Genomic DNA, 21,461 nt, shown 5'->3' on the forward strand with positions numbered 1-21,461 from the left:
GCCAATAGGATACGCCGCTTCCGGCAGGGAGCGGCACCGTTGCGCAACGCTTACGACTCGAAGGCTCGACAACATTCCGGAAGTCTTCGACCGCGGCGCCGCATACGGGCCGAGCCGCGATGTCGTCAGCTCAAGCCGCACCAGTGATTCGGCGAGCCGTCACCGCTGCAGCGACGCCGTCGACCACGGGCAGGCCGTGTCTGGCGGTGAATTCGGCCATGCGGGCGCAGCCGAGCACGATGGCTTCGGCACGGTCGTCGCGGATTGCGGCTGCGATCTCAACCGCTCGTCAGTGAGCCGCTTCAGAACTTGTAGGCGAGGCCGACCGTCGCGGTGTGGGTGCGGGCCGTGACGTGAGCAGTGAAACGGTCGTCGAACCCGATTCCTGGGGCGAAGAAAGTGTGGTTCCAAGTTCCGAAATCCGCATAGCGGTAATCGACGCGCGCGAGCCAATTGCCGCCAATCATGTGCTCGACACCGCCGCCGAGGGTCCAGCCGACTCTGGTCGATGCAAAAGTTTCATTGTAAGCACTGCCGAAGCAGAAGCGGTTTCCGGGAACCAAAGCGCAATTGGCGTTCACTTCGAGGCGCTGCCACGCGATGCCGCCAGAGCCGTAGACCAGTGTGGCGGGCCCAACGAGATAACCGAGACGGCCACGGAGGCTGCCGTCCAACGTTTCCTTCACGGTGCCGGATGGAAGGCCGACTAAAGGGATGCCGAAGAAGAGCCCAGCTGTGCCCGGTATAGGATTCATCGTCTTCTTGTTGTCGGCCCACCCGAAATCAGCCTCGACGCCAGCGACCCAGGATGTCGAGATTTGAGCGTTGTAGCCGAGATAGCCCCCGAACCTGGCCGCGACGCTGTCGATTGCGCCGCCGGTGCCCGCCGTCGGGACGATCGTGCCGGGAAAGTTCGGGGAGACGTCACTGGTCTGCCAGTCGTCGGCCGCCCAGCGGGCGCCGATCGAAATACCGACGTAGAATCCAGACCATGACGTCGCCGCAGCAGGCGGCGCTTTCACCGGGAGGTCAGCCGCCAGGGCCGGACTCATGAGCGTGGCCCATGTCAGCGTCCCAACAACCGTCGAGATCAAGTATTTCAACACGTTCAGCCCCTCCGCGCACGCCCAAATCTGCGAATCGCTGATGGCAAGGTCGCAATTCAAGACATCGGCAGCAATAAGCGCCGAGCTCGCAGCCGAAAAAGGTTCCCAATGTTGCCGGCAAGGCACGCCGCTTCCAGCAGGAAGCAGCACCGCTGTGCGACGCTTACGGTTGGTAGCTCGACAACATTCCCGAATACGTCTTCGACCGCGGCGCTGCATAGGGGCCGAGCCGCGACGTCTTCAGCCCCAGCCGCACCAGTGATTCCGCCAGCGTCACCGCTGCGGCAACGCCGTCGATCACGGGTAGGCCGTGCGTGGCGGCAAGTTCGGCTGCGAGGTCCGCCATGCCGGCGCAGCCGAGCACGATGGCCTCGGCGCGGTCGTCGCGGATTGCAGCGGTGATCTCCGCGGAGATTTTTGCGAGCGCATCGGTGTTGCGCTCCTCGAGCGCGAGCACCGGGACCTCTGCGGCGCGGACGCGGACGCAGCGCTCGGCGAGGCCATATTTCTTCAGATTGTGCTCGATCGGCACGATGGAGACGCTCAGCGTGGTCACGACGGCGAAACGCGCAGCAACCAGGCTCGCGATATGGAAGCCGGCTTCGCCGATGCCGATCACCGGCGCCTTGGCAGCAGCGCGCGCGGCGTCGAGGCCGGTGTCGTCGAAGCAGGCGATGATGTGGGCGGCCGCGCCGTCGCGGTCGGCATCGCGGATGCAGCCGAGCATGCCGGGCACGGCGAACGCTTCGTCGTAAAAACCCTCGATCGAAACCGGGCCCATCGCCGGCTGGCGCGCGTCGATCTCAGTGCCGGGCAGCGCGACCGCGCGCGCCGCAGCGGCAATCTTCGCCGTCATCGACGCGGTCGTGTTGGGATTGACGACGTGAAGTCGCATCGCGATCAGACGAGCCCTTAGTCAAACATGTCGGTTCTTTAGACGAGTCCCTGGCCGGCATCCGAGCCCTTGGCCGCCTGCCGCTTGTTGAGCATGGCGATGGTGCCGAGCGCAAGCGCGATCACCGTGAACGAGACGGCCGAGATCACGGTGCCGAGCGCGTAGATGTCGGGGTTGGTCACGGTGGTGGTGAGGCCCTGGAGGTCCAGCGGCAGCGTGTTCACCGCGCCGATCGCCTGGCTGGAGCGCGCGAGTTCGTCCCAGGACAGCGTGAAGCCGAACAGGCCGATGCCGATCACCGAGGGCAGGATGATCGGCAGCACGACATGGCGGAAGGTCTGCCACGGCGTCGCCCCGAGATCTCGCGCGGCCTCCTCGAGACGTGGGTCGAAGCGGTTGAAGATCGCGAACATGATCAGGAGGCCGAACGGCAGCGTCCAGGTCAGATGCGCGCCGAGCCCCGAAGTCAGCAGGCCCATCGAGGTCTCGAAATTCTCGTTCCAGTGCGCCTTGATCAGGTCGTCGATGATGCGGAATTCCAGGGAGATGCCGAGCGAGGTGATGATCGAGGGAACGATGAGGCTGGCGATCGCCGAGTAGAACAGGATGCTCTGCGCCCTGAACTTCCTGCGGAAGGCCATCCCGGCGGCGACCGACAGCACCACGGTAACGATCATCACGATCACCCCGAGCAGCAGCGAGCGGCGGAAGGCGGCGCCGAGGTCGACAATGCCGGTGCCCTGGAACAGCTTTGCGATCCAGAAGGTCGAGACGCCGTTCATCGGGAAGGTGAGACCGCCTTGCGGGCCCTGGAACGACAACACGTAGATCGCGATCATCGGCCCGTAGAGAAACAGCACATAGGCCGCGAAGAAGATCGCGAGCACGTAGAACGAGCGCGGCCGTCCTTCCTTCATGCGCTAGAGCTCCTTCTTGATGTCGACGATGCGCGACATCATGGTGATGATCAGGAAGGTGATGACGAGCAGGATCACGGCATTGGCCGCCGCTGCCGGAAACTGCAGCGCGTTGACCCGTGTCTCGATGATCTTGCCGGCAGCCGCAATCTGCTGGCCGCCCATCACGCCGATGGTGATGAAGTCACCCATCACGATGGTGATGACGAAGATCGAGCCGATCACGATGCCGGGCTTGGCCAGGGGAATGATGACGTTGACGAGGGTCTGGAAGCCGGTCGCGCCGGCATCATAGGCGGCCTCGATCAGCGACTTGTCGATGCGGATCATCGAATTGAAGATCGGCACCACCATGAAGAAGGTGAAGAGATGCACCAGCGCCAGCACCACCGAGAATTCGGAGAACAGCAGCCATTCGACGGGATGGTTGATCAGCCCCGTCTTGATCAGGCCTGAGTTCACGAGGCCGTTGCGGCCGAGCAGCGGAATCCAGGCGATCATGCGGATCACGTTGGAGGTCCAGAACGGGATCGTGCAGAGCAGCGACAATCCCATCTGCCAGGTCTTGGACTTGACGTGGAAGGCGAGGAAATAGGCGACCCAGAAGCCGATGAACAGCGTGATTGCCCAGACCATGAAGCACAGCTTCAGCGTCATCACATAGGTTCGCCCGATCGTGCAGAGATCGGGCAGTTGCGCGATGCAGCCTTCGAACGTGTCGGTGTAGCCGCGGCCGGAGAAGGCCGGCAGCAGCTGGTATTCGTTGTAGTCCCAGAACGAGACGATGACGACGAAGACGAGCGGAATCAGGAAGAAGGCGAGAAACACCAGCATCATCGGCCCAGCCTGGAGCCAGGAGATGAATGACGGCGACAGGCGCGTCGGCTTGGCCGCGCGCGCCGTGCCCGCCCCCGGGATCAAGCCCGGGGATGCCTGTTGCAGGACTTCTTCCGACATGTTCGCTACGCCGCGATGAACTCGTTCCACTTGCGGACCATGTAGTCGTTCTCGTCCATCACCGCGTTCCAGCAGGCGACGCCGCCCATGCGGTCCTCGTAGGAGCCGCCGTCACGCACCGCGCCTGCCTTCTCCAGCAGCGAGCCGTCGGGTGCCTTGATGTCCTTCTCGGCCGGCTTGCCTTCCATCCAGTACGCCCACTCGTAGGGCTCCATATGCGCCTTCGCGGTGGAGAGCACGGCGGAGTAGTAGCCCTGGCGGTTGAGATAGGCGCCGGCATAGCCCGACAGAAACCAGTTGACGAACTCGTAGGCCCAGTCGAGCTTCGCACCCGAGACGCCCTTGGAAACGCAGAAGCCCGAGGCCCAGGAGCGATAGCCTTCCTTGAGCGGCTGGAAGGTGCAGGGAATGCCCATCGAGCGCACCTTCGTCACCGCCGGCGACCACATCGACTGGATCACGGTTTCACCCGAGGCCATCAGGTTGACGCTCTCATTGAAGTCTTTCCAGAATGCGCGGAACTGGCCGGCCTTCTTGGCTTCGGTCATCACCTTCATGGTGAGATCGATCTCTTCCTTGGTCATGTTGCCCTTGTCGGCATATTTGTACTTGCCGGTGGCTTCCACGACCATCGCGGCGTCCATGATGCCGATCGAGGGGATGTTGAGGATCGAGGCCTTGCCCTTGAATTCGGGATTGAGCAGCTCGGCCCAGGTGTTGATCGGCCGCTTGATCAGGTCGGGACGGATGCCGAGCGTGTCGGCGTTGTAGACGGTCGGGATCAGCGTGACGAACTCGGTCGCCGACGTCGCGAACTTCTTGGAGTCCTTGCCCTCGAGATAGAGCACCTTCCACGGCGCAGTGCCCTGGCCGCCGATCTTCTTGCCGCCGGGCGTCATGCCCTTGGTGAAGACGGGCGTGATGTTGTCGAATTCCTTGATCTTCTTGGCGTCGAGGGCAAGGATGTTGCCCGACGGCACCAGCTTCTTCAGCGAGAAATATTCGGTGTCCAGCACGTCGAAGGAGTTCGGCTGGGTCATCACGCGCTTGGTGACGTCGTCGGTGGTCGCGGTGATGTATTCGATCTTGATGCCGGTGTCCTTCAGGCACTGCTTGGAGATGTCGTCGCCCTCGTTCACGGCCGTGCCGAGATAGCGCAGCACCTTCGCATCGGCCGACTTCACATAGGGAAAGCCGGTGATGGCGCCGGAGCCGGCGGCAAGGCCGGCGAGACTTGCGGTACCCTTGAGCAGCGTACGGCGGCTGACGCCTTTCGTCCCAGTGGTCTTGCTCATGTCAGTCACTCCTCTGTTGCGCATTTCCAGTGATCGATCGGCGCTATTGCAGGCGTTGCGCCTTGGCGGGATCCCAGGTGGCCAGCACGCGATCGCCCGGACGGAACGGGTGGACGTCGAAGGTGGCTTCGGGAACGTGGGAGAACAGGGCGGTGCCGTCGTCGAGCGTGAGCGAGACGGCGATGTAGGAGCCCTGGTACTCGGTCTGGGTCAGCAGCGCCGGCGCGCCGAAGGCGCCATCAGCGAACGGCGCGATGCCGAGCTGATCGGCGCGCACGGCGATGAGGTTGCCGGCGTCGCTGAGCACGTTGTGGCCGCCGATGAAGCGCGCCACGAATTCGGTGCGGGGATGATGGAAGATGTCGCGGGCCGAGCCCTGCTGCTCGATCTTGCCCTGGTTCATCACCACGATGTGGTCGGCGAGCGCCATCGCCTCCTCCTGACCGTGGGTGACCTGGATGAAGCTGATGCCGAGCTCGCGCTGCAGCCGCTTGAGCTCGCCGCGCATCTTGACCCGCAGGAACGGATCGAGCGCGGAGAGCGGCTCGTCGAGCAGAAGGATTTGCGGCTCGGTGATCAGCGCACGCGCCAGCGCGACGCGCTGCTGCTGGCCGCCGGAGAGCTGCGCGGGCAGCCGGCCCGCATATTGGCTCATCGCCACCAGCTCCAGCAATTCGCCGGCGCGCTTGTGGCGCGTCGGCTTGTCGATGCCGCGCATCTTCAGGGCGAAGGCGACGTTGTCGATCACGGACAGATGCGGAAACAACGCGTAGGACTGGAACATCATCGCAGTGCCGCGCTCGGCCGGCGGCAGGTCGGTGACGTTCTGGCTGCCGAGGATGATGTCGCCCTCGCTGACCGCCTCATGGCCCGCGATCATGCGCAGGGTCGAGGTCTTGCCGCAGCCGGACGGGCCGAGCAGGCAGCAATAGGTGCCGGCCGGGATCTTCAGATTGACGGTGTCGACCGCCAGCGTGGTGTCGTAGCGCTTGGTGACGGCGACCAGTTCGAGGGCGGCGGGAGTGGCCATGACGTGTCCAGGGAGGGCGGTGCTTGGGTCCCTCTCCGCAAGGTCCGTGCCAACCGCCCGTCCAGAGGCCAAATTCCGGAACTGTGCAGCGGAGTCAGATCGTTAGATCGAATCCCGCCGATCGGGCCGCCCGCGAGGCGCACAATCCTATGCACACAAAGCGGGCGACGATTGTATAAAGTTTCGCCTGTGATTGGATACAGCTCGTCGACTAACATTCGAAGCGAGCGTCGTCGATCGAGCCCACGCACCATGGCCGCCAAGTCCCGCCCCAAATCCGACGCGCCAGATGCGAGCGACCGCGTCGGCCGCATCCGGGAGGGGGTGACCGCCGCAATCCTCGAGCATCGCCTGCTGCCGGGCACCAAGCTCGGCGAGGACGAGATCGGCGAGATCTACGGCGCGAGCCGCACGCTGGTCCGCACCGCGCTGCAGCAGCTCGCGCATGAGGGCATCGTCGACATCGAGAAGAACCGCGGCGCCTTCGTCGCGCGTCCGACACCGGCGGATGCGCGTGAGGTGTTCGAGGCGCGGCGTCTGATCGAGCCCACCATCGTCGATCACGCCATCGATGCGGCATCGCCGGCCTGGCTCGATCGCCTGCAGCGGCATCTTGCCGAGGAGCGCGAGGCCGAGTTGCGCGGCGATGCGCGCGCCTCGGTCCGGCTCTCCGGCGAATTTCACAAGCTCGTCGCCGAGATGAGCGGCCACAGCATCTATCTCGGTTTCCTCAAGGAGCTGATCGCGCGCTCCTCGCTGATCATCCTGCTCTACCGCCGCCACGACACGCCGGCCTGCGGCACCGATCATCATGCCGAGATCGTCACCTCGATCCGCGAACGCGACAAGGCGAGGGCACGCGCGCTGATGCTCTCGCATCTGAACGAGATCGAGGCCGAGCTGTTCCTGAAGGATCCCGCCGCCGACGACCTGCGGCTCGCGGACGTGCTCGGCGTCTAGCAGTCTGCTGAAAAACCGGCAAATTCGTTGTTGATTGGCGTTTGGGTTGGACCTTGGTCGGAAGTTTGATGTCGGAGCGGCGATTGCCTCTCCGATCGGCGACCTCAACCTGCGACGAGCTTGGGTATCCGGACGAGGTTGTAGGCAATCAGATTGAGCAGGAAGTCGGCGGCGACGCGAGCGATGCCCCGATGTTTGGTCTTGCGCATGGTGCCATGCTGCTTGCCCCATCCGAAGATGCACTCGACCATCGCCCGCCGTGACTGGGACATGCTGTAGCCCGGGTGCCGCGTTGTGCGCTCGTCGATGGCGCTGTTGCGGGTCTTGCCGGTTTTGGTGACGGCCTGGTTCTGGGTCACATGCGGCGTCACGCCGATGGCACGAAGATTGTCGACATGCTCGGCCGTATCGTACGCCTTGTCCTCACCGGCGGTGATGCGGCGGCCTGCGGCTTTGCGTCTCGCCTTCAGCATCGCCTCTGAAGCCCGGCGTTCGGCGGTACCATTGGCATGCGTGACCTTGCCGGCTACCGCCAGCCCGTGCCGGTTCTCCATGGTGGCGTGGCCCATATAGCAAAGCCTGGCCTCTCGCCCGGCCGCCTTGCGATAGAGCCGGCTGTCAGGGTCGCTGGTGCTCGCATGGGTGTCGTTCTTGCGCTTCTGGCCATGGAAGTTGGCGCCGTCATCATCGTCGCCGCTGCCGTCCTTGGGGCGAAAGCTCTTCTGTGAAGCCCAGGCCTCGATCAGCGTGCCATCCACCGAGAAGTGCTCGCTCGACAACAGGGGCTTCACATCCGGATGGTTCAGAAGCTTCGCCATGAACTTGGCGAACACCTCGCCGTTCTCCAACCGGGCACGGTTCTTCGTAAACGTTGTCGGGTCCCAGACCGGATCATCCGGCGAAAGCCCCACGAACCAACGATACAGCAAATTATAGTCCAGCTGTTCCATCAGCTGTCGTTCCGAGCGGATGCCATAAAAGGCCTGCAGCAGCAGAGCACTCAACAACTGCTCGGGCGGGATCGAAGGACGACCTTCCTTCGAATACAGCCCGCTCAATGTCCGGTTCAGATCGCTCAGAACGGCACGTACAAGATCTCGTATCTTGCGCAACGGGTGGTCCTTCGGAACCAGCGCCTCAGGCAAAACATACGAGAACAGTCCACCCTGATCCTCGAACTTGCCACGCATCCCCAGCCTCCGAGATCCAATGCAAATCAGTGAATCACGAAACTCCGACAAAAACGATAGTTTTTCAGCAGACTGCTAGAGCATTTTCGGTTCTGATTGAATCAGAACCGAAGCTCTAGATTCTTGTTTTGACGCGTTTTCTTCACGCGAACCGGTGTCCACTTCGCTCGAAAACGCTCAAGTGTCGCCGGCTATGTGAGAGGTGGCATCCTTACCGCCAGGCCAGTCACGTCGCCCAGGCCGCCTGACGCTATGCTAGACCCTCGGACAACCGGAAGTTATTCTCGCCGAGATACTTAAATCTCGGACGGCTATATATGAGACCCTTTTTTCTGATTTTGCTTTTGGCTTCGTCTCCCGTGCTCGCCGGTGTATCTCAGCCCAATCCGCCCACGCCCGAGGAGATCGCTGCGAACACCGCGCGCTTCAATCGGTGCCTGAGGTACGCGACCAAAACCTATAGCATCACGATCAGGGTGGTCACCGACGATAAAGGCATGATCGTCGGCGAGCCGGAAGTGGTCGCCCCGGTCGACAACGACGAGTTCCGGGAAGACGTGCGCGGGGCGATGAACCGGATTCGTGCGTGCGAACCCTATCGATATTATCCGGCGGAGAAGTTTGCGTACGGAAACAAGACACAACCCTTCATCTTCCACCCTGTCCCGAAATTGAGTGATGAGATGAAAGCTGCCATCGAAAAGCACTTTGACGATTGCATGCCTGTTCGCGAGAAAGGTCCCGACATAACCGTCCGGTTCGAATTCAGCATCAGTGGTTCATACGCACGTCCGCCTATGCTCGAAGACAGGAGGGACACAGTCGAGTATCTCCGATCGGCTGCCGAAATCATGGAAGCGGTGCTGAAGTGTCCGCCGCTCAACTTGCGAGGCGACGAGCACAACAATTGGCGGGTGATCTTGCGTCGCTTCGAGAGCGTGGAGGGCGACAAGGATGCCATCACTCCCAAGCCGGCCCGCGTTCGGAGGCCTTTCAATCGCTTTTGATCTCGCCGCAATCGGTCGGGCGGCTGCCGACAGCCCTTGGCAGCCATTCCGCTCCATGCTTCGCTGCCGCGCATGACAGGACCATGGCGAGGTGGGGGATGGCCGGGCGTGACCAGCTCGACAGCGTCGATCTGAAGATCTTATCCGAGCTGCAGCAGGACGGACGGGTTCGCAACAACGAGCTGGCGCTGCGCGTCGGCGTGTCCGCGCCGAACTGCCTGCGGCGGCTGAAATCGCTGTTCAGCCGCGGCGTGATCCGGGCGGTGCGGGCGGTCATCGACGAGCGGCGGCTCGGCTATGAGGTCGTCTCGTTCGTTTCGATCGAGCTCGGCAGCCAGGCTCAACCGGTGCTGGAGGCGTTCGAGAGCTCGATATCGGCGATCCCGCGCATCCAGCAATGCTGGCGGATTTCCGGCGACACCGACTATCTCCTGAGATGCGTGGCGCCGAGCGTGGAGAGCATGCGCCAGCAGCTTCTGCACTTCGCGGCGATGCCCGACGTGAAGAACGTGCGAAGCTTCCCGGTGCTGGGGGTCGCCAAGGATGTGCCGCTGCCGTTGCAAGACGTCGCAGCAGCGTCCGTGGGTTAGCGGGTCACGCCGCAAGCGGCGTGCATTTGAATCAATTGCCGAAGGAATTGGAGGCGAGCGTCGGCAGCGGCAGCGGCCGCGCTGCGCAGGCACGCCGCGTCGGCACTATAATGCTGATTAACTTACCTAACTGAGAAATGTGATTATTACATTCCTGCAATGCGCTGAGCCGTGATTGATGGCTCCATTGATTGGCTTACATGCGGGGTATGGGCCTCGGCGCGCATCGTACGTCCGGGGCTCTATGTGGGACTTCTCAAGCAGGAAAAGACATCATGACCTCGGTTTCGAAGACGTTCGCAGTTTCCGCCGCGACGCTGTTTGCGTCTGCGTTTCTGGTGCTGACGACACCGACTGCGAAAGCGGAAGATTATTGCATCACCAACGGCGCGCAGGCTGCTCACGGCTGCGGCTATCCGACCATGGAAACCTGCCGCGCCGCTGCCGGCGGTATCGGCGGAATGTGTGCGCAGAGCGGCGGGAAGAGCGCGAGCGATTCTCTCGCCTATCAGCCGAAGCATTCGCAGCAGCGCGCCAAGCTTCGCCCGGGCGCGCAGACCAACTCGAATTGATCAGGGTTAAGTCTGGTGGTCTCGACCTTTACGGCCTTCGGGGGAATCCCGGAGGCCGTAAATGTTTGAGGGCCACGACGCTTCATGGCACTCGCTCCACTAGCGATACCGCCCTCGAAACTCGCGGGGGCTCGCGCCCGTCCAGCTGCGGAAGGCGCGGGAAAAACTCTTCTCGTTGCGGAAGCCGGCGATCTCGGCGATCCGCTTGATCGGCGTGCGGCCGCGCATCAGCTCCTGTTTTGCCAGTTCGAATTTTGCCTCTTCCTTGAGGTCGCGCAGCGAGGTGGCCTCCTCGCGCAGGCGCCGGTGCATGGTGCGCGTCGACAGCGCGAGCTCGCTTGCGACATCTTCGGCTCCGAGACTTCGCCCGCGCGCATTGCGCAGCACGCGGCGGACCCGCTCGACCAGCAACCGGTCGCGCCGATAGGGCAGCACGGTCAGCCGGAGCGCGCCCTTGAGCATGTTGTCGAGATCGATGGCGCTGCGCGTGAGCGGTAGCGAGAGATAGTGCTTGTCGAAGACGATGGCCGCGACGGCCGCATCGAAGCGGATGGTGCGGGAGAAGATGGTCGGATAGACCGAGACGTGGCCGGGCTCGGGGAATGGAAATTCGGCGGCGCGGAGGGCGATCCTGGAATCCACCGCCCAGCAGGAGAAGCCGAGCACGTAGCGGAGCAGGGTGACCAGGCAGAATTCGCGGAAAGCGCCGAGGTCGCGCAGCTCGCGAATGGTCACCGTCGCGGTCTCCTCGCCGACCTCGAGATCGAGCCGCACGTCCTCGGTGAGCAGGCGGTGGTGCCGGCACCAGCGCTTGAGTGCGACCTCCAGCGTCGGCGCGGTGATCGAGGCGCGGCACAGCATGCCGTAGGTGCCGAAGGGCAGGCGCCGCGAGAACCAGCCGAGCGCCTCGTCGTCGAGCTCGCGCATGGCGTGGCCCGCCAGCGCCTCGAACTGGGCGGCCGTGACCCGCCCGTCCGGAGAATTGACAAGGTCCGGCGCTATTTGGCCCCGCTGCAAGGCTTCAGCCGGGTCCAGTCCATAGCGCGCATAGGCGGCGACCACGCCGCGGACGAAAGCGGCAGGGGTCACGGCGCGGCGCGGGATCGCGGTTGCGACTTGAAAAGGCATTGCGAACCCCAGGGAATTCCTTCCGGAAAATCCTCGCCAAGTTTGGCGGAAAATGCAACCTTTTCGACCGCAAGAGGGCCCCGAGCCCGTTAGGTTCGGACCCCAAAATAGGGAGGAATCGCCTTGAACATCCCGAGCATCGATTTCGATCTGGGCGAAGACATCGGCATGCTGCGCGATACGCTCCGCGCCTTCGTGGAGGCGGAGATCACCCCCCGCGCCGCCGAGATCGAGAAGGCCAATCTGTTTCCGGCGGACCTCTGGAAGCGCTTCGGCGACCTCGGTCTGCTCGGCATGACCGCACCGGAGCAATATGGCGGCTCGAGCATGGGCTACCTCGCCCATATCGTCGCCATGGAGGAAATCTCGCGCGGCTCGGCCGCCGTGGGCCTGTCTTACGGCGCCCATTCCAACCTCTGCGTCAACCAGATTCGCCGCAACGGCAATGACGCGCAGCGCCAGCGCTATCTGCCGAAGCTGATCTCAGGGGAATATGTCGGCGCGCTCGCGATGTCGGAGCCGGGCGCCGGCTCCGATGTGGTCTCGATGAAGCTGCGCGCCGACAAGCGCGGCGATCGCTACGTGCTCAACGGCTCGAAGATGTGGATCACCAATGGCGGCGACGCCGACGTGCTGGTGGTCTACGCCAAGACCGACCCCGAAGCCGGCCCGCGCGGCATGACCGCCTTCCTGGTCGAGAAGGGTTTCAAGGGCTTCACCCACGGCCAGCATCTCGACAAGCTCGGCATGCGCGGCTCCAACACCTATCCCTTGTTCTTCGACGAGTGCGAGGTGCCGGAGGAGAACGTGATGGGCAAGGTGGGCGAGGGCGTCAAGGTGCTGATGTCCGGCCTCGACTATGAGCGCGCGGTGCTCTCGGGCGGCCCGCTCGGGATCATGGCGGCGTGCATGGACGCTGTCGTGCCCTACATGCACGAGCGCAAGCAGTTCGGCCAGCCGATCGGCGATTTCCAGCTGATGCAGGGCAAGCTCGCCGACATGTATGCGACCTGGCAGGCCACGCGCGCCTATGTCTATGCCGTCGGGCGCGCCTGCGACCGCGCCGATCACGCGCGCACCCTGCGCAAGGATGCCGCGGCGGCGATCCTCTATTCCGCGGAGAAGGCGACGTGGATGGCCGGCGAGGCGATCCAGGCGCTGGGCGGCGTCGGCTACACATCCGAATTCCCGGTCGGGCGGCTCTGGCGCGATGCCAAGCTGTACGAGATCGGCGCCGGCACCTCCGAGGTCCGCCGTATGCTGATCGGCCGCGAGCTGATGGCCGAGACGGCGTAAAACCTTCACCTCATTGGAATCATCATGCCGCTCCATTCCAGCATCGATCCGTCGTCATCAGATTTCGCGCGCAATTCCGAGGCCATGCGCGGCCTCGTCGCCGATTTGCGCGAAAAGCTCAGCCAGGTCGCCGGCGGCGGCGGCGAAGCCTCGCGCAACCGCCACACCTCGCGCGGCAAGATGCTGGCGCGCGAGCGCGTCGACCTCCTGGTCGATCCCGGCACCTCGTTCCTGGAGCTGTCGCCGCTGGCGGCCTACGGCCTCTATGGCGGCGACGTGCATTCGGCCAGCGTCGTCACCGGCGTGGGACGCATCGCGGGCCGCGAATGCGTCATCGTCGCCAACGATGCCACGATCAAGGGCGGCACTTACTATCCCATGACCGTGAAGAAGCATCTTCGTGCGCAGGACATCGCGCGGCAGAACAACCTTCCCTGCGTCTACATGGTCGATTCCGGCGGCGCCTTCCTGCCGCTGCAGGACGAGATCTTTCCGGACGAGCGGCACTTCGGCCGCATCTTCTACAACCAGGCGCAGATGTCCTCAGCTGGCATTCCGCAGATCGCGATCGTGATGGGCTCCTGCACCGCCGGCGGCGCCTATGTCCCCGCGATGTCGGACGAGAGCATTATCGTGCGTAACCAGGGCACCATCTTCCTCGGCGGCCCGCCGCTGGTGAAGGCCGCGACCGGCGAGGTCGTGAGCGCCGAGGAACTCGGCGGCGCCGACGTGCATTCGCGTCAGTCGGGCGTCACGGACCACTACGCCCAGAACGATGCGCATGCGATCGGCATTGCCCGGCGCATCGTCGGCACGCTGAAGCCGAAGGTCGCGCCGAACCTCAACATGCACCCACCGCGCGATCCGCTGTTCGCGGCGGAGGAGATCTACGGCGTGGTGCCGGTCGACGGTCGCAAGCCCTTCGACGTGCGCGACATCATCGCCCGCGTCGTCGACGGCTCCGAGTTCGACGAGTTCAAGAAGCTCTATGGCACGACGCTGGTGTGCGGCTTCGCCCACATCTGGGGCTATCCGGTCGGCATCATCGCCAACAACGGCATTCTGTTCAGTGAGAGCTCGCTGAAGGGCGCGCATTTCATCGAGCTGTGCTGCCAGCGCGGTATTCCGCTGGTGTTCCTGCAGAACATCACCGGGTTCATGGTGGGCAAGAAATACGAGGCCGGCGGCATCGCGCGCGACGGCGCCAAGCTGGTGACGGCCGTTGCGACCGCCTCGGTGCCCAAATTCACCGTCGTGATCGGCGGCTCCTATGGGGCCGGCAATTACGGCATGTGCGGCCGCGCCTACTCGCCGCGCTTCCTGTGGATGTGGCCGAATGCGCGCATCTCGGTGATGGGCGGCGAGCAGGCCTCGATGGTGCTGAGCCAGGTCCGCCGCGACAACATCGAGGCCAAGGGCGACAGCTGGTCGAAGGAAGAGGAAGACAAATTCCGCGAGCCCATCCGCGCGCAATATGAAAGCCAGGGGCATCCTTATTACGCGACCGCGCGCCTGTGGGACGACGGCGTGATCGACCCGGCCGACACGCGTCTCGTGCTTGGCCTCGGCCTCTCGGCGGCGTCGAATGCGCCGATCGAACCGACGAAATTCGGCCTGTTCAGGATGTGATGCGATGGACCGCTCAAAGCTCTACCGCCGCTTTCGCACGCTCCTGATCGCCAACCGCGGCGAGATCGCCTGCCGCGTCATCCGCACCGCGCGTGCCATGGGCCTGCGCACGGTTGCGGTCTATTCCGAGGCCGACCGCGACGCCATGCATGTCGCGCTCGCGGACGAGGCCGTGCTGCTCGGGCCGGCTCGTGCCCGCGACAGCTATCTCAATGTCGAGCGGCTGATCGAAGCTGCGAAGAAGACCGGCGCCGAGGCCGTCCATCCCGGCTACGGCTTCCTGTCGGAGAACGCCGAGTTCGCTCAAGCCTGTTACGATGCCGGCCTCGTCTTCGTCGGCCCGACTGCCGACATGATGAACGCAATGGGTTCGAAATCCGGCTCGAAGGCGCTGATGGAGAAGGCAGGGGTGCCGCTGGTGCCCGGCTATCACGGCGACGCGCAGGACGATGCGACGCTGGCGAAGGCGGCCGACAAGGTCGGCTTTCCGATCCTGGTGAAGGCGTCGGCCGGCGGCGGCGGCCGCGGCATGCGCATCGTGCGCTCGGCCGACGAGCTTGCGCCCGCCATCGTCAGCGCCAAGCGCGAGGCCAAGGCGGCGTTCGGCGACGACCGTATGCTGATCGAAAAATATGTCGACAATCCCCGCCATATCGAGGTGCAGATCATCGGCGATAGCCACGGCAATCTCTTGTCGCTGTTCGAGCGCGAATGCACCTTGCAGCGCCGGCACCAGAAGGTGATCGAGGAGGCGCCGTCGCCGACGCTCAATGCTGCCCAGCGCGAGACCGTCTGCGCCGCCGCGCGCAAGGCGGCCGGAGCGGTGAACTATGTCGGCGCGGGCACCATCGAGTTCGTGTCCGACGGCAAGGACGTGTTCTTCATCGAGATGAACACGCGCCTGCAGGTCGAGCATCCCGTGACTGAATTGATCACTGGGATCGACCTCGTCGAGTGGCAGCTGCGCGTCGCCTTCGGCGAGGCGCTGCCGATGAAGCAGGATGAGATCAAGCTCAACGGCCATGCCGTCGAGGCGCGCGTCTACGCCGAAAACCCGACCAGGAATTTCATGCCGTCGGTCGGCAGGATCTCGACCTGGCGCCTGCCGTCGGAAACCGGCGGCCTGCGCATCGATGCGGGCTATCGCGAGGGCGACAGCGTCTCGCCCTATTACGACGCCATGCTCGCCAAGATGATCGCATGGGCGCCGACGCGGGATGTCGCGATCGAGCGGCTGAACCGCGGGCTGGAGGAGTCCGACGTCCGCGGCATCGTCACCAACATCCCGTTCCTGTCGGCGCTGATGACGCACCCGAAGGTGCGGAGCAATGCGATCGACACCGGCTTCATCGAGCGCGAGCTGGCGGTGCTGACGTCGGCCGCGCCGGCGCCCGGCGAGCTGGAGCTCTGCGCCGCCGTCGCCGCTGTGATCAACGAGGAACGGCGAGGTGAGGCGGGTTCGCCCTGGCAGACTTTCGGCTGGCAGCCTGTCGGCCGCCGCCGGCGCAGCTTCGCCTTTCGCGTCGGCCATGGGCCGGAGCAGAAGGTCACCCTGAACTATGGCAGCGGACCGTCGACGCTGGTGATCGGCGAGCGCGAGCTGGCGTTCACGATCGCGGCGAAGCACGGCGGCTTCGACCTTACGCTGGACGGCGTCAAATCGTCGGTTGCGGCCGTGATCGACGGCCACGAGTTGTATTTGCGCACGCGCAACGGACGCTTCGACCTGCACTGGGTGGATCCGTTCGGCGGCGAGACCGAGGAGCAGACCGGCGCGGACAAGATCGCCGCGCCCTTGCCGGGCACGGTCGTCGCCGTGCTGGCCGAGGAGGGTGCCAAGCTCGAAAAAGGCGCGCCGATCCTCACGCTCGAAGTCATGAAGATGGAGCAGACGCTGCGGGCGCCCTATGCCGGCGTGCTGAAGTCGATCAAATGCAAGGTCGGCGACATCGTGCAGGAAGGCGTCGAACTCGCCGTGGTCGAACCTTTGGGGGAGTGACATGAGCGCCGAGGTCCGCATCATCGAAATGGGGCCGCGCGATGGCCTCCAGAACGAGAAGACGCCCGTCAGCGTCGAGGCCCGCATTGCCTTCATCGAGGCGCTGGTCGGGGCCGGCCTCGATACGGTCGAGGTCGGTGCGTTCGTCTCGCCCAAGGCGATCCCGCAAATGGCAAGCTCGGACGCCGTGCTGCGCGGCGTCGCTTACGTCAAGGGCGCCGAGTTCCACGTGCTGGTGCCGAACGAGAAGGGTTATGACGCGGCCCGCGCCGCCGGCGCCAAGGTGGTCTCCGTTTTCGCTGCGGCCTCCGAGGGCTTTTCGCGGGCCAACATCAACTGCACGGTTGCGGAATCCATCGAGCGGTTCAAGCCGGTGCTGGCGCGGGCCAAGGCTGATGGCGTCAAGGTGCGCGGCTACATCTCCTGCGTGCTGGGTTGCCCGTTCGACGGCGAGATCAAGCCGACGGCGGTCGCCGATCTCGCGAACACGCTGTGGGATCTCGGCTGCTACGAGATCTCGCTCGGCGATACCATCGGCGTCGGTACGCCAAGCAAGGCGAAAGAGATGTTGCGCGCGGTCGCAGCGAACATCCCGCCCGCAAAACTCGCGATGCATTTTCACGACACCTACGGCCAGGCGCTCGCCAATCTCTATGCCGGGATGGAGGAGGGTGTCCGCGTCATCGACGCCGCCGCTGGCGGGCTTGGCGGCTGTCCCTACGCGCCGGGCGCGACCGGCAATGTCGCGACGGAGGACGTCGTCTACATGCTCGAAGGCATGGGCGTGAAGACGGGCGTGGATATGGAGAAGCTGCTCGCGGCCACCAACGCGATGAGCGCCGTGCTCGGCAAGCCGCCGGTCAGCCGCGTGGCGTCGGCGTTGAATGCGAAGAGGAAGCGGGCGGCTTCGTAAGCTTCGGAGGGTGGGTTAGCTCTGTGACCGCGCGAAGCGCAATCACTCGGCGTAACCCACCCGACGAGATCTTCGCTCAGGCCGCCTTCAGGCCGACATCCGGCAGGCGCGGCCGGTTCTTGAGGGCCTTCGCCATCATGGCTTCGACTTCAGCCTTCTCCTGCGGCAGGAGCGCAAGGCGCGGCGGGCGGGTCAACGCGGTGCCGCGGCCCATGATGTGCTCGCACAGCTTGATGCACTGGACGAGGTCGGGGCGCGCATCGAGATGCAAGAGCGGCATGAACCACTCGTAGAGCGGCATCGCCTCGGCGAAGCGTCCGGCCCTGGCGAGGCGGAACAGCGTCTCGCCCTCACGCGGGAAGGCGTTCGACATGCCGGAGACCCAGCCCACCGCGCCCATGGCGACGCTCTCGACGATGACGTCGTCGAGACCCGCGAACAGCACGAAACGGTCGCCGACCATGTTGCGGGTGTCGATGAAGCGGCGCGTATCGCCCGAGGAATCCTTGAAGCAGACGACGGTTTCGACGTCGGCGAGCGAGGCCAGGATGTCGGGGGTAACGTCGTTCTTGTAGATGGGCGGGTTGTTGTAGAGCATGACGGGCAAATCGGTCGCAGAGGCAACGGCGCGGAAATGCGCGGCGGTCTCGTGCGGCTTGGACGAATAGACCAGGGCGGGCATCACCATCACGCCGTCGATGCCGACGCGCGCGGCTTCCTTGGCGGTTTCGACCGCAAACGCCGTGGTGAATTCGGCGATGCCGCACAGCACGGGCACACGGCCGGCCGCAACCGACTTCGCCGTCTCCATGATTGCGACCTTCTCCTTGCGCTCCAGCGAGGTGTTCTCGCCGACCGAGCCGCAGACGATCAGGCCGGAGACGCCGTCGCGGATCAGCCCGTCCATCACCTTGGCGGTTGCGTCGATGTCGAGCGAGAGGTCGTCGTGGAATTGGGTGGTGACGGCCGGGAAGACGCCTTCCCAGGAAACGCGGCGGGGCATGTTTTTTCTCCAGATGAAAAAGGCCGGCGGGGGGCTGGGGCCGCCGGCAGGTGTGAGGAGGTTGGCGGAAGGATCAGAGGGTCGCGCCGACCTTGCGCAGCTCGGCGAGAACGGGAGCCTTGGGCAGCCAGATCTTGTCGAACTCGGCGATGACGGCCTCGGTGTCGCCGGCCGGAACCTGACGGATCGGGATCGGCGCGTTCTTGAAGTTCTCGATCAGCGCGGGCTCGTTGCCGGCGAGCTCGTCGATCTGCGCGTCCAGTGTCGACTTCACCAGCTTGGCGATCAGCTCGCGGTCGGCAGGCGGCAATGACTGCCAGACCCGGCCGGAGACGACGGCTGCCATCGGCATGAAGACAGCGTTCATCTGCAGGATCACCTTCGACACCTTGTCGAAGCGCTGGTTCCAGGAGAATTCCAGATCCGCCTCGAGGCCGTCGACCTGGCCGTTGGCCATGGCGTCGAACACCTGCGGTGTCGGAATGGGCGTCGGGGCAGCCCCCAGCGAGGAATAGAAATCGCGGTAGACCGGCGTCGGGTTGATGCGCAGCTTCATGCCCTTGATGTCGGCGAGCGAATTCAGGTCCTTGGACGAGAACACCGCGCGCATGCCGGTGATGCCCCAACCGAGGCCGATCGTGCCGGTCTCCTGCGGCAACACGTCGAACAGCTTCACGGCAGCCGGATGCCGCACGAACTTCGCCACCGCCGGCGTCGAGCGGACGATGTAGGGCGCGTTGATCGCCGCGATATGCGGCACGCGCGAGCCGAGCTCGGCGGCCTGGATGAACCCCATATCGAGCGCGCCGGACTGCAATTGCTGCATCATCGCTGTCTCGTTGCCGAGCTGGCCGGAGTGGAACACGGTCAATGTCAGGCGACCGTTGGAGGCGGCCTTGAGATCGTCGCCGAACTTGAGCGCGGCCTTGTTCCAGGAATGACCGTTCGGCGTGATCAGGCCGAGGCGGAACTCCTTGGCCTGGGCCAGCGCCAGGGACGGTGCGAACACGGATGCGGCGGCACTGGCGGCGAGAAAGCGGCGACGTGAAAGCGGCATGGTCGGGCTCCTTTCGGATGGGCCTATTTGACGAGGATCAGCGAGAGCGAGGGGTAGAGCGAGAGCAGCACCAGGAGGACGCAGGAGATGACGAAGAACGGCAGCGTCACCATGAACATCTTGCCCGGCTTGGCGCCGGTGACGGCGGCCGCGACGAAGAAGCAGAGCCCGACCGGCGGCGACAACAGGCCGAGCACGAGGTTGATCACCACGACGACGCCGAACTGGCGGGGATCGATGTGATAGACCTCGGTGGCAACAGGCAGCAGGATCGGCACCGTCATGATCAGGCCGGGAATGCCGTCGATGACCGTGCCGATCACCAGCAGGATGACGTTGCAGATCAGCATGAAGCTGACGGGATCCTTGGCGGCGGTCTGGATCCAGGCGGCGGTCTCCTGCGGCACCTTGCCGAAGATCAGGACCCAGGAGAACACGGCGGCAGCCGCGACCAGGAACAGCACGATCGCCGAATAGATCGCGCTGCGCAGCATCATCTGCGGGAGCTGCGAGAATTCGAACTCCTTGGTCCAGAATTTTCCGACCAGGGCCGCGGCGACGGCGCCGACTGCGGCGGACTCCGTCGCGTTGGCAAGGCCGCCGAGGATGGTGCCGACAATGACGATCGGGATCAGCAGCGTCGGCGACGTCCGCAGGATCGTCATGACACGCTGGCGCGGCGTCTGATAGTCGGCACGGGGATAGTTGTAGATGTAGCCCATCAGCGCGATGACGAGGCAGAACATCACGGTCAGGATGACGCCCGGCACGATGCCGGCGATCAGCATGTCGCTGACCGAGACCTGCGCCAGCACGCTGTAGACCACGAACATCACCGAAGGCGGGATGATCGGGCCGAGCATGCCGCCATAGGCGGTGAGGCCGGCGGCGAAGGTCTTGTCGTAGCCCTTCTTCTCCATCTCCGGCACCATGATCTGGGCCATGATCGCGACCTGCGCGGTCGCCGATCCAAGGATCGAGGAGATGAACATGTTGGCGAGGATGTTGACGTAGGCGAGCCCGCCCTTGAGCGAGCCGACGAACGCCATCGCCATGTCGACGATACGCCGCGTGATACCGCCGCCGTTCATGATCTCGCCGATCAGGATGAACAGCGGGATGGCGATCAAGCCGTAGCTGTCGACGCCGCCGAACAGCTGGAGCGGATAGGACTGGAACAGCACCGGATTGCCGGAGGCCGCGATATAGACGAGGCTGGCGAGGCAGAGGCAGAGGCCGATCGGCACGCCGACCAGCATGAAGGCCATGAAGGCTGCGGACGTGATCATCAGTTGACCCCGTCGAGCTCGGAAAGCTGAAAGCCGGTCAGCTTCGTGCGCGGCACCAGGTCGAGATCTTCCAGGAGATTGGCGAGGCCGTGAATGGTCATCGACACCGCGAAGATCGGCAGCGTCAGATACATCACCCAGGTCGGCCAGTTCAGCGTCTGGGTACGCTCGGTGTAGAGGAAGTTGAACGTCTCGGCCGCGAGTTTGCGCCCGTCGAAGCCGGCGCGTGCGAGGCCGATCGGATCCATCCAGAGCGCACAGGTGACGATCAGGGCAACGCCGAACACGACGACGAGGCCGGTCGAGATCACTTTTGCGAGCTTCTGGCGCTGCGGCGAAAGGCGTTCCGTCAGCATCGTGACCGCGAAGTCGAGCCGCAGTCGCGTCATCGCGGACGCCCCGATGAAGGTCAGCCAGACCACGCAATAAACAGCGGATTCGTCGATCCAGTAGATCGGGAAATGCGAGTAGCGAGTGACGACGTTCACCAGGATCAGCCCGGTGAGCAGATACATCAGGCCCATCAGCGCGAGGCGCTCGAGAGCGAGCAGGGCGCTCGACGTCCGGACGATCGTCCGCCGGAGACTGAGCGCGCGTGTGGCCGGCATCGTCTGCTCGATCATGAAGG

20 protein-coding genes and 1 pseudogene are annotated in these 21,461 nt (G+C 64.3%); 8 read left to right on the forward strand and 13 right to left on the reverse strand.

From position 1 onward, the window contains the following. Positions 1–81 precede the first annotated feature (81 nt). The 7 genes and pseudogenes from TSA1_RS41225 to TSA1_RS33940 form a co-directional block, all read right to left on the reverse strand. Positions 82–286 (reverse strand): annotated as a pseudogene (locus TSA1_RS41225) (aspartate/glutamate racemase family protein); the annotation flags it as partial. 16 nt (positions 287–302) lie between these two features. Continuing rightward, positions 303–1,256 (reverse strand): outer membrane protein, encoded by a 954-nt coding sequence (locus TSA1_RS33915; protein ID WP_245448484.1) that lies wholly within the window; start codon positions 1,254–1,256, stop codon positions 303–305. 13 nt (positions 1,257–1,269) lie between these two features. Continuing rightward, complete coding sequence (locus TSA1_RS33920; RefSeq protein ID WP_100180107.1) at positions 1,270–2,001, reverse strand: aspartate/glutamate racemase family protein; 732 nt, start codon at positions 1,999–2,001, stop codon at positions 1,270–1,272. A gap of 38 nt (positions 2,002–2,039) precedes the next feature. Next, entirely contained in the window at positions 2,040–2,918 is an 879-nt protein-coding gene (locus TSA1_RS33925) for an ABC transporter permease (RefSeq protein ID WP_100180108.1), read from the reverse strand. Between the two features lie 3 nt (positions 2,919–2,921). Further along, positions 2,922–3,875: an ABC transporter permease gene (locus TSA1_RS33930; RefSeq protein WP_100180109.1), complete on the reverse strand. Its 954-nt coding sequence runs from the start codon at positions 3,873–3,875 to the stop codon at positions 2,922–2,924. A 5-nt stretch (positions 3,876–3,880) separates the two neighbouring features. Then, complete coding sequence (locus TSA1_RS33935) at positions 3,881–5,170, reverse strand: ABC transporter substrate-binding protein (protein WP_174719193.1); 1,290 nt, start codon at positions 5,168–5,170, stop codon at positions 3,881–3,883. A gap of 43 nt (positions 5,171–5,213) precedes the next feature. Continuing rightward, complete coding sequence (locus TSA1_RS33940) at positions 5,214–6,200, reverse strand: ABC transporter ATP-binding protein (protein ID WP_100180111.1); 987 nt, start codon at positions 6,198–6,200, stop codon at positions 5,214–5,216. 252 nt (positions 6,201–6,452) lie between these two features. On the opposite strand from TSA1_RS33940, the gene TSA1_RS33945 reads away from it, so the two are divergent. Then, positions 6,453–7,160: a GntR family transcriptional regulator gene (locus TSA1_RS33945; protein WP_100180112.1), complete on the forward strand. Its 708-nt coding sequence runs from the start codon at positions 6,453–6,455 to the stop codon at positions 7,158–7,160. 104 nt (positions 7,161–7,264) lie between these two features. On the opposite strand, the gene TSA1_RS33950 is transcribed toward TSA1_RS33945, so the two are convergent. Next, positions 7,265–8,350 carry an IS5 family transposase gene (locus TSA1_RS33950; protein WP_100174552.1) on the reverse strand — a complete coding sequence of 362 codons (1,086 nt, stop codon included), beginning with the start codon at positions 8,348–8,350 and terminating at the stop codon, positions 7,265–7,267. A gap of 317 nt (positions 8,351–8,667) precedes the next feature. Between TSA1_RS33950 and TSA1_RS33955 the strand changes: the two genes are divergently transcribed. The 3 genes from TSA1_RS33955 (at position 8,668) to TSA1_RS33965 (ending at position 10,519) form a co-directional block, all read left to right on the forward strand. Continuing rightward, positions 8,668–9,357 carry a hypothetical protein gene (locus TSA1_RS33955; RefSeq protein ID WP_100180113.1) on the forward strand — a complete coding sequence of 230 codons (690 nt, stop codon included), beginning with the start codon at positions 8,668–8,670 and terminating at the stop codon, positions 9,355–9,357. A gap of 98 nt (positions 9,358–9,455) precedes the next feature. Beyond that, on the forward strand, positions 9,456–9,947 hold the full coding sequence (locus TSA1_RS33960) for an Lrp/AsnC family transcriptional regulator (RefSeq protein ID WP_100180114.1): 492 nt from the start codon (positions 9,456–9,458) through the stop codon (positions 9,945–9,947). 275 nt (positions 9,948–10,222) lie between these two features. After that, the gene (locus tag TSA1_RS33965) at positions 10,223–10,519 is read left to right on the forward strand and encodes a DUF3551 domain-containing protein (protein WP_100180115.1); all 297 of its coding nucleotides are present in this window, start codon (positions 10,223–10,225) and stop codon (positions 10,517–10,519) included. Positions 10,520–10,618: 99 nt separating this feature from the next. Here TSA1_RS33965 and TSA1_RS33970 read toward each other — a convergent pair whose 3' ends face one another. Next, positions 10,619–11,647 (reverse strand): AraC family transcriptional regulator, encoded by a 1,029-nt coding sequence (locus TSA1_RS33970; protein ID WP_100180116.1) that lies wholly within the window; start codon positions 11,645–11,647, stop codon positions 10,619–10,621. Between the two features lie 123 nt (positions 11,648–11,770). Here TSA1_RS33970 and TSA1_RS33975 point away from each other — a divergent pair, with 123 nt between their 5' ends. From TSA1_RS33975 to TSA1_RS33990, 4 genes are read left to right on the forward strand one after another with little or no spacing between them, the layout of a single operon-like run. After that, positions 11,771–12,943 carry an isovaleryl-CoA dehydrogenase gene (locus TSA1_RS33975; RefSeq protein ID WP_174719194.1) on the forward strand — a complete coding sequence of 391 codons (1,173 nt, stop codon included), beginning with the start codon at positions 11,771–11,773 and terminating at the stop codon, positions 12,941–12,943. A gap of 24 nt (positions 12,944–12,967) precedes the next feature. Beyond that, positions 12,968–14,572: a carboxyl transferase domain-containing protein gene (locus TSA1_RS33980; protein ID WP_100180117.1), complete on the forward strand. Its 1,605-nt coding sequence runs from the start codon at positions 12,968–12,970 to the stop codon at positions 14,570–14,572. A 4-nt stretch (positions 14,573–14,576) separates the two neighbouring features. Next, on the forward strand, positions 14,577–16,571 hold the full coding sequence (locus tag TSA1_RS33985) for an acetyl/propionyl/methylcrotonyl-CoA carboxylase subunit alpha (protein WP_174719195.1): 1,995 nt from the start codon (positions 14,577–14,579) through the stop codon (positions 16,569–16,571). A 1-nt stretch (position 16,572) separates the two neighbouring features. After that, the gene (locus tag TSA1_RS33990) at positions 16,573–17,484 is read left to right on the forward strand and encodes a hydroxymethylglutaryl-CoA lyase (RefSeq protein ID WP_100180119.1); all 912 of its coding nucleotides are present in this window, start codon (positions 16,573–16,575) and stop codon (positions 17,482–17,484) included. A 76-nt stretch (positions 17,485–17,560) separates the two neighbouring features. Here the strand turns inward: TSA1_RS33990 and TSA1_RS33995 are convergent, their stop codons facing one another. From TSA1_RS33995 to TSA1_RS34010, 4 genes are all read right to left on the reverse strand, one after another. Further along, entirely contained in the window at positions 17,561–18,487 is a 927-nt protein-coding gene (locus tag TSA1_RS33995; RefSeq protein ID WP_100180120.1) for a dihydrodipicolinate synthase family protein, read from the reverse strand. Positions 18,488–18,560: 73 nt separating this feature from the next. Beyond that, on the reverse strand, positions 18,561–19,544 hold the full coding sequence (locus tag TSA1_RS34000) for a TRAP transporter substrate-binding protein (RefSeq protein ID WP_100180121.1): 984 nt from the start codon (positions 19,542–19,544) through the stop codon (positions 18,561–18,563). A 23-nt stretch (positions 19,545–19,567) separates the two neighbouring features. Beyond that, positions 19,568–20,833, reverse strand: a complete 1,266-nt coding sequence (locus TSA1_RS34005; protein WP_100180122.1) for a TRAP transporter large permease — start codon at positions 20,831–20,833, stop codon at positions 19,568–19,570. After that, entirely contained in the window at positions 20,833–21,441 is a 609-nt protein-coding gene (locus TSA1_RS34010; RefSeq protein WP_100181488.1) for a TRAP transporter small permease, read from the reverse strand. Before TSA1_RS34010 ends, TSA1_RS34005 begins: the two co-directional genes overlap by 1 nt. Between the last annotated feature and the right edge of the window lie 20 nt (positions 21,442–21,461).

It is taken from the genome of Bradyrhizobium nitroreducens, assembly GCF_002776695.1.
GTDB classification, from domain to species: domain Bacteria; phylum Pseudomonadota; class Alphaproteobacteria; order Rhizobiales; family Xanthobacteraceae; genus Bradyrhizobium; species Bradyrhizobium nitroreducens.

Coding starts and splice junctions, on each gene's coding strand:
- TSA1_RS33920 (WP_100180107.1), bottom strand. CDS start 2,001: ATGCGACTTCACGTCGTCAATCCCAACACGACCGCGTCGATGACGGCG.
- TSA1_RS33925 (WP_100180108.1), bottom strand. CDS start 2,918: ATGAAGGAAGGACGGCCGCGCTCGTTCTACGTGCTCGCGATCTTCTTC.
- TSA1_RS33930 (WP_100180109.1), bottom strand. CDS start 3,875: ATGTCGGAAGAAGTCCTGCAACAGGCATCCCCGGGCTTGATCCCGGGG.
- TSA1_RS33935 (WP_174719193.1), bottom strand. CDS start 5,170: ATGAGCAAGACCACTGGGACGAAAGGCGTCAGCCGCCGTACGCTGCTC.
- TSA1_RS33940 (WP_100180111.1), bottom strand. CDS start 6,200: ATGGCCACTCCCGCCGCCCTCGAACTGGTCGCCGTCACCAAGCGCTAC.
- TSA1_RS33945 (WP_100180112.1), top strand. CDS start 6,453: ATGGCCGCCAAGTCCCGCCCCAAATCCGACGCGCCAGATGCGAGCGAC.
- TSA1_RS33950 (WP_100174552.1), bottom strand. CDS start 8,350: ATGCGTGGCAAGTTCGAGGATCAGGGTGGACTGTTCTCGTATGTTTTG.
- TSA1_RS33955 (WP_100180113.1), top strand. CDS start 8,668: ATGAGACCCTTTTTTCTGATTTTGCTTTTGGCTTCGTCTCCCGTGCTC.
- TSA1_RS33960 (WP_100180114.1), top strand. CDS start 9,456: ATGGCCGGGCGTGACCAGCTCGACAGCGTCGATCTGAAGATCTTATCC.
- TSA1_RS33965 (WP_100180115.1), top strand. CDS start 10,223: ATGACCTCGGTTTCGAAGACGTTCGCAGTTTCCGCCGCGACGCTGTTT.
- TSA1_RS33970 (WP_100180116.1), bottom strand. CDS start 11,647: ATGCCTTTTCAAGTCGCAACCGCGATCCCGCGCCGCGCCGTGACCCCT.
- TSA1_RS33980 (WP_100180117.1), top strand. CDS start 12,968: ATGCCGCTCCATTCCAGCATCGATCCGTCGTCATCAGATTTCGCGCGC.
- TSA1_RS33985 (WP_174719195.1), top strand. CDS start 14,577: ATGGACCGCTCAAAGCTCTACCGCCGCTTTCGCACGCTCCTGATCGCC.
- TSA1_RS33990 (WP_100180119.1), top strand. CDS start 16,573: ATGAGCGCCGAGGTCCGCATCATCGAAATGGGGCCGCGCGATGGCCTC.
- TSA1_RS33995 (WP_100180120.1), bottom strand. CDS start 18,487: ATGCCCCGCCGCGTTTCCTGGGAAGGCGTCTTCCCGGCCGTCACCACC.
- TSA1_RS34000 (WP_100180121.1), bottom strand. CDS start 19,544: ATGCCGCTTTCACGTCGCCGCTTTCTCGCCGCCAGTGCCGCCGCATCC.
- TSA1_RS34005 (WP_100180122.1), bottom strand. CDS start 20,833: ATGATCACGTCCGCAGCCTTCATGGCCTTCATGCTGGTCGGCGTGCCG.
- TSA1_RS34010 (WP_100181488.1), bottom strand. CDS start 21,441: ATGCCGGCCACACGCGCGCTCAGTCTCCGGCGGACGATCGTCCGGACG.